Genomic DNA, 12,042 nt, shown 5'->3' with positions numbered 1-12,042 from the left:
GTCGGCACGCCGCACGCGCCGCAACGAGGCCCGCCATGTTCGTGATCAAACTGATCCTGCGCAATGCGCTGCGCCACAAGCTGCGCACGGCGCTCACCGTCGTGGGCCTGGTGGTCGCGGTGCTGGCCTTCGGGCTGCTGCGCACCGTGGTCGATGCCTGGTATGCGGGCGCGGCCGCGGCCTCCAACGCGCGGCTGGTCACGCGCAACGCGATTTCGCTGGTGTTCCCGCTGCCGCTGAGCTACGAGCAGCGCATCCGCGGCGTGGACGGCGTGACGATGGTGGCGCGCTCGAACTGGTTCGGCGGCACCTACCGCGACCCGAAGAACTTCTTCGCGCAGTTCGCGGTGTCGGACAACTACCTGGACCTCTATCCCGAGTACATCGTGCCGGCACAGCAGCGCAGCGACTACCAGCGCGACCGCCGCGGCACGCTGGTGGGCCGGCAGCTGGCCGACCAGTACGGCTTCAAGGTGGGCGACGTGATTCCGCTCAAGGGGACCATCTATCCGGGCACGTGGGAGTTCGTGGTGCGCGGCATCATGGATGGCCGCGACGAGAGCGTGATCACCAGACAGATGGTGTTCCATTGGGAGTACCTGAACGAAAGCATCCGCAAGCGGACCTCGCGCCAGGCCGACCAGGTGGGCGTCTTTATCGTCGGTGTGGACAACCCGGACGAGGCCGCGGCGGTATCCCGCCGCGTGGACGGGGTCTTCAAGAACTCGTTGGCCGAGACGCTGACGGAGACCGAACAGGCGTTCCAGCTCGGCTTCGTTGCCATGTCCAACCAGATCATCGCGGCGATCCGCGTGGTGGCGTACGTGGTGATCGTCATCATCATGGCCGTGATGGCCAACGCCATGGCGATGAGCGCGCGCGAGCGCACGGTGGAGTACGCCACGCTGAAAGCGCTCGGCTTCGGGCCCGGTTTCCTGGCGCTGCTGATGTTCGGGGAGTCCGTGGCCATCAGCCTGATCGGCGGCGCGCTGGGCATGCTGGCCACACCGCCCGTCGCGGCGCTGTTCAAGGACGCGGTGGGCGGCGTGTTCCCCGTATTCAGCGTGTCGCCGCAGACCATGCAGTTGCAGGCGGCGTGCGCGCTGGCGGTCGGTATCGCTGCGGGGATCGTGCCGGCGGTGCAGGCCGCGCGCGTGCGCATCGTCGAGGGCCTGCGGGCCATCGGCTAGCCGGAGGGCGCGCATGGCGATTCCGCTGACCTATATCGCCCGCAACCTGTGGGCCAGGCGGCTGACCACGGCCCTGACCGCTGGCGGGCTCGCGCTGGTGGTGTTCGTCTTTGCCACGATGCTGATGCTGGACGCGGGCCTGAAGCGGACGCTGGTCACCACCGGCGAGCACGACAACGTGGTGGTGATCCGCAAGGGCGCGGAGACCGAGGTGCAAAGCTCGGTGGCGCGCGACCAGGCGAGCGTGCTGGAGATGCATCCGGCCGTGGCCGTGGGCGCCGACGGACGGCCCATGGCCTCGAAGGAGGCGGTGGTGCTGATCTCCCTGACCAAGACCAGCGTCGACAAGCCGGCCAACGTGGTCATCCGCGGGGTGTCCCCGATGGGTTTGACGCTGCGACCGCAGATACGCATCGTGCAGGGACGCACGTTCCGGCCGGGCGCGTCCGAGATCATCGTCGGTACCAGCATCGCCAAGGGCTTCAGCGGAGTGCGCATCGGCGAGCGGCTGCGTTTCGCGCAGCGCGAGTGGACGGTGGTCGGGCACTTCGACGCCGGGGGCAGCGGCTTCGATTCCGAGATCTGGGGCGATGTCGACCAGCTGATGCAGGCGTTCCGCCGCAACAGCTATTCGTCGATGGTGGTGCGCCTCGCGCGCGGCGACCTGTTCGAGCGCTTCAAGGCGGATATCGACGTCGATCCGCGCCTGGCGGACGAGGCCAAGCGCGAGCAGGTCTTCTACAGCGACCAGTCCAAGGCGCTCTCCACCTTCATCAATATCCTGGGCCTTACGCTGTCCATCATCTTCTCGATCGCCGCGATGATCGGCGCCATGATCACCATGTACGCCTCGGTGGCCAACCGCGTGGCGGAGATCGGCACGCTGCGGGCGCTGGGCTTCAAGCGCACCAACGTACTGAGCGCCTTCCTGCTCGAAGCCCTGTTGCTGGGGCTGGTGGGCGGCATCGCCGGCCTGGCGTTCGCGTCGCTGATGCAGTTTTCCTCGTTCTCCACCACCAACTTCCAGACCTTCTCGGACCTGTCGTTCCGCTTCGTGCTGACCCCTTCGGTGGTGGTCAAGACGCTCGCCTTCTCGATGGTGATGGGGCTGGTAGGCGGCTTCCTGCCGGCGCTGCGTGCCTCGCGCCTGAGCATCGTCGATGCGCTGCGCGCGCACTAGGCGCCCTCCACGAAACCGCCGATCGATAGCCGGCGGGCCTGCATAACCACAGACGGAATCCTTCGTTCGCGCCGCGGCGATGGCTGCATAAGATCGTGCATCCCCATCCATCGCCACGGAGAAACGATGAGTACCGTCATTCAGGATCGCACCGACGCCACGTCCACCGAGCTGGACCTCGCCCCGCTGTCACCGCGCCTGGGCGCCGAGGTCCGTGGCCTGCGGCTGTCGGGATCGCTCGCGCCGAGCACGCTCGCGGCGCTGAAGGCCGCGCTGCTGCGCCACCGCGTGCTGTTCCTGCGCGGGCAACAGCATCTGGACGATGCCGGACACGAAGCCTTCGGCCGCCTGTGGGGCGAAATCGAGCCGCATCCCACCGTGCCCGCGCCGGATGGCACGCGCTTCCTGGAGCTGGACTCGCGCCACGGCGGCCGCGCCGATTCCTGGCACACCGATGTGACCTTCCGCGTCGCGCCGCCCAAGGTCTGCATCCTGCGGGCGGTGGTGCTGCCGCCGCTGGGCGGCGACACCGTCTGGGCCAACACGGTGGCCGCTTACGAAGGACTGCCGGACGAGCTGAAGGCGATCGCCGACCGGCTGTGGGCCATTCACGGCAACGATTTCGACTATGCGGAGAGCCGCGTCAGCGAGGGCGCGAGCGCACAGGAGACAGCCGGGCGCAGACAGTACCGGGCGATCTTCACGCGCACGGTGATCGAGGCCGAGCATCCGGTCGTGCGCGTGCACCCGGAGACCGGCGAGCGCGCGCTGATGCTGGGGCACTTCGTCAAACGGCTGGCCCGGCTGTCCACCAGCGAGTCGCGCCACCTGTTCGACATCCTGCAAAGCCGCGTGGTGCGGCTGGAGAACACGGTGCGCTGGCGCTGGTCGCAGGGCGACGTGGCGATCTGGGACAACCGCGCCACGCAGCACTATGCGCTCAACGACTATGGCGACGCGCACCGCGTGGTGCGGCGCGTGACCGTCAGTGGCGATGTGCCGGTGAGCGTGGATGGCCGGCGCAGTGTCGACCTGACCGCCGCCGCGGCGCAGTGATACCGGAGATCGCAGCGACATGACAACCGCGGGCCCCCTCATCACCGACGCCGCCATCCATCCCGAACTTCGACCAGCCACAGGTCCAACCCCCGACGCGGGCCGCCGCCGCGTGCTGCGCGCCGGCGCGGCGCTCGGCGCCGGCACGCTGCTCGGCGCGCCGGCCTTCGCGCAGGGCGCGAAGAAGTTCGCCGGCGTCACGCTCAACGTGTCCGCCTTCAGCGCGCCCTACCAGAAGCTGCTGCGCCAGTGGCTGCCGGAGTTCGAGGCGCACACGGGCATCCGGGTGAACTTCGACACGCCGTCGTTCCCGGTGTACAACCAGCGCGTGGATCTGGAGCTGTCCACCAAGGGCGCAGGCTTCGACGTGGTCAACGTCACCTTCATCTATTCCAGCCGCTGGATCAATTCCGGCTGGCTCACGCCCCTGAACGGCTTTCTCGACGATCGCGCGCAGACGCCGGCTGACTTCGATTTCCAGGACTTCCTGGCGGGCGCGCGGGCGCCGGAGACGGGCCGGGACGGCAGGCTGTACGGCATTCCGTGGACGGCCGAGGTCACCATCAGCGCCTCGTCGCGCTTCGATCTGGTCAAGGGAGAGGGCCTGGCCTACCCCGATACGACCGACGATCTGGTCAAAGTGCTCAAGGCCGTCAACCGCAAGGAGCGCGTGGCGGGCTTCGTGACCGACAACCACTACGGCTGGACTTTCCCGCCGTACCTGCATGCGTTCGGTGGGGACGTGTTCCGCAAGGCGCCGGACGATCTCTATCCCACCCTCGACTCCCCGGAGGCCATCGCCGCCGCCGACTATTTCGCGCGCCTGCTGCGCGAGTTCGGGCCCGACGGCGTGGTGTCCTATACGCCGGACCAGACCGTGCAGGCGTTGAAGGCGGGCCGCAGCAATTTCAGCACGCTCGGGCAGATCTACCTGTCGCAGGTCGGCGACCCGGCCTCCAGCAAGGCCGTGCAGACCGCCGCATGGGGGCTGGTGCCAAAGGGGCCGGCGGGGCGCTTTCCCGGCACGGCGGTGCATGGCTACGGCATCCCCGTCGGCAGCCGGAACAAGGAGGCGGCGTGGCAGTTCATCGTCTGGGCCACCTCGAAGGCCATCACGCGGCGCGCCGTCGCGGCCGGCTATGGCTCGCCGTCGCGCCGCTCGGACATCGATGCCGAGGTGTTCCGCAAGCGCCAGGTGATCAACGGCTATGACATCGCGAAGCTGTGCACGGACTCCATCGAGCTCTCGGGCAAGCTGGGTTACATGAAGTACCGCACGGTGTCCGTCTATCCGCAGGTGGACCAGCAACTGAACAAGGCCATCGAGCTGATCGTCTCGGGACAGCAGAGTGCGGCCGGGGCGATGAAGCAGGCGCAGATCGCCACCATCGCGGAGCTCAAGCGCGCGGGAGTGGCGGTCTGATGGCGACACAAGCCCTGACTCGTACCGGCGCATCGGCCGGCGGCTGGGATGCGCAGCGTCGCCGCGCCTTTCTGCTGGGGCTCGCTCCCGCGCTGCTGGTGCTCGGCGCCATCACTGTCGTGCCGGCGGTAGCCCTGCTGGTGGTCAGCCTCACGCCGCTGAATCTGCAGGACGCCGCCGGGACGTTCCGCTTCGCCGATCCGCTGGTCAACTACCGCGCGCTGCTCGACGATCCGCGCTTCACCGGCTCGCTGTGGGTGCAGGTCAAGCTGTCGCTGTCCAGCGTCACGCTGCAACTGGCGTTGGGGCTGGCCATCGCGCTGCTGCTCAACGCGCACTCGCGCGTGTTGACGGCAATCCGCTCCGTGTTCCTGATCCCGATGGTGCTTCCGCCAATCGTCGTGGCCCTGATCTGGAAGATCCTCTACACGCCCGACGTGAGCCCGCTGCATCGCGCGCTCGACGCCTTCGGCCTGCCGGTGCGCTCGCTGATCGCCAACCCGGATACGGCGCTATGGGCGATCAGCGTGGCCGAGACCTGGCAGTGGTTTCCGTTCACGATGCTGATGGTGCTGGCCGCGCTGCAGATGATTCCAGACGATCCGCTGGAGGCCGCGCGCATCGACGGCGCCAATCGCTGGCAACTGTTCCGCTTCATCGTGCTGCCCCATATCCGGCCCGTGCTGGTGGTGTGCGCGCTGTTCCGGCTGATCGACAGTTTCAAGGCGTTCCCGCTGATCTACGTTCTGACCAATGGCGGGCCGGGCACGGTCACGGAGGTCACCAACTTCTACGGCTTCATCCAGGCGTTCAACTTTTCCTACTGGGGCTACGCCAGCGCGATCGCGGTGGTGATGCTGGCCGGTGTCTTTGCATTGAGCTGGCTGATCAGCTGCCTCAAAGGGAGCGATGCGAATGAGCGCGACGACTAGTACGTTCGACGAACTGCGGGAGGTCCGGAGCGATAGCGCGCAGGCCACCACGCGCCCCTGGCAAAGGGCGGTGTCATGGGTGCGGCGGCATGCACGCACCGCACTGGCGCTCCTGCTGCTGCTGGTGCTGATGTTTCCCTTCCTGTGGCTGATGCAGATCGCCTTCCGTCCCGCCGAAGCGGCGTTCGACGACAGCCTGCTGTTCGCCCCGACGCTGGAGGCCTTCCGCGCGTTGTGGCAGGGCAATTTCGCGCGCTCGTTCGGCAACAGCCTGCTGGTCAGCGGGCTGTCCACCGTGCTGTCGCTGCTGCTCGGCGTGCCCGCGGCCTATGCGTTGACACGCTGGCGCTTCCGCGCGCGTCGCCGCGTCGCGCTGTGGATTTTGATGACGCGCATGGCTCCGCCGATCGCGTTCACGATTCCCTTCTTTCTCGCCTACCGCTGGCTGGGCCTGCTCGATACGGTGTGGGGACTGGCGCTGGTCTACCTGACCTTCAATCTCGCCGTGGTGATCTGGCTGATGCAGGGCTTCTTCGAGGCCGTGCCGCAGGCGCTGGAAGAGGCGGCATGGATCGATGGCTGCGGCGTATGGTCGGCGTTCTGGCGCGTGACGTTGCCACTGACCGCCCCGGGGCTCGCGGCGACCGCGGTGCTGTGCTTCATCTTTTCGTGGAACGACTTCTTCTATGCGCTGATCCTCACGCGCACGCAGGCGGTGACGGCGCCGGTGGCCATCGTCAATTTCCTGCAGTACGAAGGCTGGGAGTGGACCAAGATCGCCGCGGGCGGCACGCTGGTGATGCTGCCGGTGGTCGTCTTCACGATGCTGGTGCGCAAGTACCTGGTGCGCGGGCTCACCGCGGGCGGCGTCAAGGACTGAGCCACGCCGGCGGTGTTCCCACACATCTTCGCTTTCCCCCACTCCACTAGCTCATGGCATCCATCTCCATCCGCAATCTGCGCAAGCACTACGGTGCCCTCGAAGTCATCCATGGCGTCTCGATCGATATCCGCGACGGCGAGTTCGTTGCGCTGGTGGGGCCGTCCGGCTGCGGCAAATCCACGCTGCTGCGCATGGTGGCGGGACTGGAGCCGGTCACCGGCGGCGAGATCCGCCTCGGGGACCGGCTGATCAACGACGTGGCGCCGCGCGATCGCAACGTCGCCATGGTGTTCCAGAACTATGCGCTGTACCCACATATGACGGTGGCCCAGAACCTTGGCTTCGCGCTGAAACTGCAAGGCGTGCCGCGCGCGGAGATCGCGCGGCGCGTGGCCGCGGTGGCCGAGACGCTCGGCCTGTCGCCGCTGCTCGACCGTACCCCGCGCCGCCTCTCGGGCGGCCAGCGCCAGCGCGTGGCGATGGGGCGGGCCATCGTGCGCCAGCCCGACGCGTTCCTGTTCGACGAGCCGCTGTCCAATCTCGATGCCAAGCTGCGCGTGCAGATGCGCACGGAGATCAAAGCCCTGCACCAGCGGTTGGGCACCACCACGCTCTATGTCACGCACGACCAGGTGGAGGCGATGACCATGGCCGACCGCATCGTGGTGCTCAGGGACGGCGAGGTGGAACAGGCCGGCGCACCGCTGGCGCTGTACGACCGGCCGGGCAACGCCTTCGTCGCGGGCTTTATCGGCTCGCCGGCGATGAATTTCTTCCGGGGGCGGGTGCAGCGCGAGGGCGGGCCTTGCGTGCGCACCGAGGGCGGGCTGCGGCTGCCGCTGGCGCACGCCCCCGAGGCGGCCGATGGCCATGAGGTGCTGTACGGCGTGCGGCCCGAGCATTTCGCGCTCGGCGGGGACGGCATCGGCGCCGATGTGGTGGTGGTGGAGCCGACCGGCTCCGAGACGCAGATCGCCGCGCGGCTGGGCGGCCATGACCTGGTCGCGGCCTTCCGCGACCGGGTCGACGCACGCCCAGGCGGCCGGCTGGTGCTGACGCCGCGTGCGGAGCACGTCCATCTGTTCGATGCGTCCTCGGGAAGGCGGCTGAACTGAAGCGAGGGGGGCGGACGGCAGGGAAAGGCAGCAGGGCGCACAGGAAACGGCAACACCGCCTGACAACTCCGTGCGGTGGCGCACAGAGCGGGATGGATCGCGACGATACGGTAACTTCGCGCTTGCTTCGCGCGGACAGAGAATCGAACCATGTCGTCGAACGAAACGAAACATCGCCATCGGATCGCCGAGCGCGCCTCCGGTTGCCGGAATTGGCTGGAACAGGGGCGCGGGCGCCGCGGCTGTCGCGGATACCGGGCCCTGTGGCTGTCCGCGGCCATGATCGGGCTCGCCGGCTGGCAGCCGCCTGCCGCCGCCACGGAGTCACCGATCCTCAACGCCGCCACCCTGCCGGGATGCACGAACCCCATGATCGGCAAGAACGGGGATGTCGGCTCGGACAAGTCGGCGGTGTTCGTCGACGTCAATAACCTGCGGCCGGCGAACGATCCGGTGTACACGAAGAACGCGGTCTTCTGGAGTTCCCGCCAGAACCGGCCGGGCCAGACCGTGCTGATGAGCGGGGCCTTCACCACCAATCCGAAGACGGTGCGGCTGGCCCCCCTGACGGCGGGCACCTTCGACTGGCAGGCGGCGGTGCGGGCCAGTTCGCTGACCGTGGCGGGCCGGAATCTGAGTTCCACCGGCCTGGCCTTCACCATTCCGGCCAATGTGCGCTACGGGCCGGTGGCCTACCGCATCGAGGATGCCGATGCGGCCGTGCCGGCCGTGGAAGGCATGATCAACCAGCCCGAGATCCAGTGGATCGTAGGCACGCCCGCCACCGACGACAGCCTCGAAGCCCCGCGCCACCAGTTGCACAACTGCGGTGCCGAGGCGGGCGGCAAGCTGCGCGTGTTCGGCAAGAACATCGGCGGCAACAGGGAGGCCTACCTCCAGTCCGCCAGCAACCAGCGCTATGCACTGAACGTGGAGAGCGCCGACGACACGGCGCTGACCGCCGCCGTACCCGCCGACCTGGCGCCCGGCGCCTACCATCTGTGGATCGGTTCCGGGCAGAAGGACGCGACATCGGCGCTGCCGGTGCGGATACAGATCCATCCCGCGCCGCCGGCGCCGAACGTGGTCACCTGCACCGGGCTGAACACCGACGGCACCACCGACAATGCCGGCGCGCTGCAGGCTTGCCTGGACAGGAACCGCAGCAATGGCGTCAAGACCATCGTCAGGCTGCCGGCCGGCCAGTTCGCGATTTCCCGGCCCATCGTCCTGCGTCCGTACCAGTACCTGGTCGGCGAGGGCGAGGACGCGACCGCCCTCGTCGGCAAGGCGGGGTCGGGCGCCGCGACGCCGCCGGCGTGGGTGCAGGGCAGCCAGTACTTCGGCGTGGCATCGATGACCATCCGCGCCCCGCACCGCGATGCGATGCTCGCCGCCACGAGCCTTGGCAGCGACCCGCGCACCCACGGCCACGTGCTGATCCATCGCGTCACGTTCGCCGTGTCGGCCGACTACACACAGGGCGCCGAGGATTCGCAAGTGGTCAAGCTGTCCGGCCCGGACCTGCGCATCGTCAACAGCACCATCGACGCGCGCAAATCGGTGCTGATCACCTACGGCGACGGCGTGCTGCTGTCGGGCATCCGCTCGAACAAGGGCGACTACGCGATCCAGAACAGCCAGAACGTGATCGTCACCCGGAACGTGCTGGGCGCGCCGGAGGGGCTGAACGAGGGCGTGGTGATCGGCGCGGGCCGGCCGATGATCAGCGGCACCACGGCCAACGCCACGCGCAACCTCTATGTGGGCTACAACCTGTTCCGCAACATGACGTATGCCCCGACCAACCAGTTCTTCACCACGGACGGCGGGGGCGGCGCCTATATCGGCCGGGTGGCGGCGGGCACGCCCAGCCTGGTCATGCTGGCGCACGATCCGAACTGGGACATGGTGGGCACCAGCAATCCCGAGAACGTCGCGATCTCGATCATCGCCGGCACGGGCGTGGGCCAGTACCGCTTCCTGAAGTCGATTCGCGGACGGGCGCTGGAGCTGGCCAAACCGTGGGACGTGGTGCCGGACTCGACGTCGGTGATCAACCTGACCACGGCCTATACCAACATCACCGTCGCGCATAACGAATTTCGCAACATGCACGGGCATGCGCTGAACTCGGTGCTGTTCTTCGGCGGCGTGTTCGACAGCGTGATCCACAACAACTACAACATGAACGCGGGCGACGGCATGGCCATCGCGGCCTACGGCCCGTATGGCAAGAACACCTATCTGCCGACGTTCAATATCGACTGCCTGGACAATACGGTGATGGAGGATGGCAATCCGGCTTTCCTCGCGGCGACGGAAAAGGCCAACGTGCAGCGGGGACTCGCGGTGCAGGGCATGCCGGGGGCGGCGCTGTCGGGCATCCTGGTGCGGGGAAACCGGGTGGGAGGTCCCGGCCGCATCTTCTTCCCGAACAGTTTCAAGGACAACTATTCGGTGCTGGTGGAGCAGAACCAGGCCAGCGTGGAGCAGTGGTTCGGCGGGTCGAGCGGACCGACCGGGGCGCTGGTGCGGTACAACGGTCCGTGATCCCGGCGCGGGCGCGCCGGGCACGGACCTGCCGGGCGATCAGGCGTTGTCCGCGCCGTGCCAGGCATCGCGCAGCGGGCCGACCTGCACGTTGGAGAAGGCGCCGGCATTGCGCAGCCATTGCTCCAGGCGCTCGCGCTGCTCAGGGGTGACCGAGCCGCGCTTGCCGCCGGCCACGGCGAAGCCATGCAGCGCGCCGTCGTTGATACCCGCCGCCACCGCCAGTTCGGCGGGCTCTACGGCTTCCTCGATGAAGCGTCCCAGCAGATCGTCGGTATTGGCCGCCGTGGCGTCCGCGAGATCGGCGGAAAACTCGAAGCCCATTTCCTGGAATTCGCCGACGCGATGCTTCTTGCGTTGGCGGGCGTTGTAGTGGTGGGCTGCCTTCATGGTTTCTCCGCGAATGAATTGGCCGCTATTGTGGCAGACGCTTGGGGAAGGGGTAAATAATCGGATCATCGCCGTTCCGTGCGGGGCGTCGCCGCGAAGCCGACATGCTGCGCCGACGGTGCGCGGAAACACTGGCCACGATAGCAATCCACATTTCAATTCGGGCTGAAGCATTACAGCCGAGGCGGCGTGCACAATTCACCGGAGGCCGGCCACGAGGCGCGTGGCTCCCATCGAGGTGAAAACGAATTGTCCAAAATAGAGGCCGCATCCGCGGGCAGGGCGGGCATGGCGCCTGACCTGGTTCTGCTTCTGATCCTATCGACACTATGGGGAGCGTCTTATACACTCATCAAGATCGGCGTCGAGACCATCCCGCCGATTACGCTGATCGCCGCCAGAACGGTGATTGCCGCCGCGGTCCTGCTGTTATGGATAAAGGTCCAACGACTCTCGATGCCGAGCGACGCCCGGGTGTGGCGCCGGTTGCTGGTGCAGGCGTTGTTGAACAGTGTTTTCCCATTCACGCTTATTGCATGGGCCGAACGTTCGGTTGACGCGAGTCTGGCGACTATCCTCAACTCGACTTCGCCCGTATTTGCATTTCTCGCAACCTGGTTTATCACCGGCCGTGCACATATCGCGCCTCTCAAGTTGCTAGGCGTAATTCTCGGGCTTGCCGGTATATGCCTCGTGGTGGGTGTCAACGCGTTGGAAGGACTCGGACGGCAGTTGGTGCCGCAGTTGGCGCTCGTCACGGCGGCGGTCTGTTACGCCGCAGCGGCAATCTATGGACGCAGCTTCGATGGAATTCCGCCAGCCGCTACCGCGGCGGGTTCGCTGATTGCAGGGGCCACCCTGCTTGTTCCCTTCAGCCTGGTCGTTGACCGCCCGTGGACTCTCCATGTTTCGTGGCAATCGGTCATGGCACTGTTCGCACTGGCGGTTTTCTCGACGGCAGCTGCGTTTGTCCTCTATTTTCGACTCGTGCAAACGCTCGGATCGGTCGGTGTCACGGCCCAGGCCTATCTCAGGGTTCCCATTGGCGTCGGGATAAGCATTGCCTTCCTTGGGGAATCACTGTCGAAGTCTGCGTGGCTGGGACTGGCATGTGTCGTTGCGGGGGTCGCCGCGATGACGATTCCAAAGGCAAGGGCTTCGACACTGAATGCGTGACCGCGGGCGGGCGGTGAGGGTGGCCGCACGGCAGGAGCTCGGCAGCCGGTCGCGGGAATGCCCCATGCGCAGCGGCGCCAATATGCAGGCGAATGCAAGGTCGGCCTCGCCGGCCGGGGAACAAATGGAGGACTTGTCCCCTCT

Annotated in this window: 10 protein-coding genes; 9 read left to right on the top strand and 1 reads right to left on the bottom strand. The window is 67.1% G+C overall.

The features are described from left to right. The first annotated feature begins 35 nt into the window (after positions 1-35). From LDO27_RS06295 to LDO27_RS06260, 8 genes are all read left to right on the top strand, one after another. A complete protein-coding gene (locus tag LDO27_RS06295) occupies positions 36-1,190 on the top strand; it encodes an ABC transporter permease (RefSeq protein ID WP_222204549.1) in 1,155 nt (384 codons plus the stop codon). A 13-nt stretch (positions 1,191-1,203) separates the two neighbouring features. Then, on the top strand, positions 1,204-2,370 hold the full coding sequence (locus LDO27_RS06290) for an ABC transporter permease (RefSeq protein ID WP_224040407.1): 1,167 nt from the start codon (positions 1,204-1,206) through the stop codon (positions 2,368-2,370). 126 nt (positions 2,371-2,496) lie between these two features. Next, on the top strand, positions 2,497-3,426 hold the full coding sequence (locus LDO27_RS06285) for a TauD/TfdA dioxygenase family protein (protein ID WP_224040406.1): 930 nt from the start codon (positions 2,497-2,499) through the stop codon (positions 3,424-3,426). A gap of 19 nt (positions 3,427-3,445) precedes the next feature. After that, positions 3,446-4,849: an ABC transporter substrate-binding protein gene (locus LDO27_RS06280; RefSeq protein ID WP_224040404.1), complete on the top strand. Its 1,404-nt coding sequence runs from the start codon at positions 3,446-3,448 to the stop codon at positions 4,847-4,849. After that, positions 4,849-5,781 (top strand): carbohydrate ABC transporter permease, encoded by a 933-nt coding sequence (locus LDO27_RS06275; RefSeq protein WP_224040402.1) that lies wholly within the window; start codon positions 4,849-4,851, stop codon positions 5,779-5,781. Before LDO27_RS06280 ends, LDO27_RS06275 begins: the two co-directional genes overlap by 1 nt. Then, positions 5,765-6,661 carry a carbohydrate ABC transporter permease gene (locus LDO27_RS06270; RefSeq protein ID WP_222204560.1) on the top strand — a complete coding sequence of 299 codons (897 nt, stop codon included), beginning with the start codon at positions 5,765-5,767 and terminating at the stop codon, positions 6,659-6,661. The genes LDO27_RS06275 and LDO27_RS06270 overlap by 17 nt, the downstream gene beginning before the upstream one ends. A gap of 53 nt (positions 6,662-6,714) precedes the next feature. Continuing rightward, the gene (locus LDO27_RS06265) at positions 6,715-7,779 is read left to right on the top strand and encodes an ABC transporter ATP-binding protein (protein WP_224040400.1); all 1,065 of its coding nucleotides are present in this window, start codon (positions 6,715-6,717) and stop codon (positions 7,777-7,779) included. Positions 7,780-8,148: 369 nt separating this feature from the next. Then, positions 8,149-10,332, top strand: a complete 2,184-nt coding sequence (locus tag LDO27_RS06260) for a glycoside hydrolase family 55 protein (protein ID WP_224040399.1) — start codon at positions 8,149-8,151, stop codon at positions 10,330-10,332. 39 nt (positions 10,333-10,371) lie between these two features. Here LDO27_RS06260 and LDO27_RS06255 read toward each other — a convergent pair whose 3' ends face one another. Then, positions 10,372-10,722 (bottom strand): YggL 50S ribosome-binding family protein, encoded by a 351-nt coding sequence (locus tag LDO27_RS06255; RefSeq protein ID WP_222204566.1) that lies wholly within the window; start codon positions 10,720-10,722, stop codon positions 10,372-10,374. Between the two features lie 288 nt (positions 10,723-11,010). Between LDO27_RS06255 and LDO27_RS06250 the strand changes: the two genes are divergently transcribed. Further along, positions 11,011-11,898, top strand: coding sequence for a DMT family transporter (locus LDO27_RS06250; RefSeq protein ID WP_224040397.1), 888 nt, complete (start codon positions 11,011-11,013; stop codon positions 11,896-11,898). Positions 11,899-12,042 lie beyond the last annotated feature (144 nt).

The organism is Cupriavidus respiraculi (assembly GCF_914271545.1).
Taxonomy (GTDB): domain Bacteria; phylum Pseudomonadota; class Gammaproteobacteria; order Burkholderiales; family Burkholderiaceae; genus Cupriavidus; species Cupriavidus respiraculi.
The sequence above is the reverse complement of the archived record's forward strand: the minus strand, read 5'-3'. Positions and strand labels throughout refer to the sequence as shown.

What these genes read in the sequence shown, in the direction of transcription:
- LDO27_RS06275 (WP_224040402.1), top strand. Translation starts at nt 4,849, where the DNA reads ATGGCGACACAAGCCCTGACTCGTACCGGCGCATCGGCCGGCGGCTGG.
- LDO27_RS06270 (WP_222204560.1), top strand. Translation starts at nt 5,765, where the DNA reads ATGAGCGCGACGACTAGTACGTTCGACGAACTGCGGGAGGTCCGGAGC.
- LDO27_RS06290 (WP_224040407.1), top strand. Translation starts at nt 1,204, where the DNA reads ATGGCGATTCCGCTGACCTATATCGCCCGCAACCTGTGGGCCAGGCGG.
- LDO27_RS06260 (WP_224040399.1), top strand. Translation starts at nt 8,149, where the DNA reads ATGATCGGCAAGAACGGGGATGTCGGCTCGGACAAGTCGGCGGTGTTC.
- LDO27_RS06265 (WP_224040400.1), top strand. Translation starts at nt 6,715, where the DNA reads ATGGCATCCATCTCCATCCGCAATCTGCGCAAGCACTACGGTGCCCTC.
- LDO27_RS06280 (WP_224040404.1), top strand. Translation starts at nt 3,446, where the DNA reads ATGACAACCGCGGGCCCCCTCATCACCGACGCCGCCATCCATCCCGAA.
- LDO27_RS06255 (WP_222204566.1), bottom strand. Translation starts at nt 10,722, where the DNA reads ATGAAGGCAGCCCACCACTACAACGCCCGCCAACGCAAGAAGCATCGC.
- LDO27_RS06250 (WP_224040397.1), top strand. Translation starts at nt 11,011, where the DNA reads ATGGCGCCTGACCTGGTTCTGCTTCTGATCCTATCGACACTATGGGGA.
- LDO27_RS06285 (WP_224040406.1), top strand. Translation starts at nt 2,497, where the DNA reads ATGAGTACCGTCATTCAGGATCGCACCGACGCCACGTCCACCGAGCTG.
- LDO27_RS06295 (WP_222204549.1), top strand. Translation starts at nt 36, where the DNA reads ATGTTCGTGATCAAACTGATCCTGCGCAATGCGCTGCGCCACAAGCTG.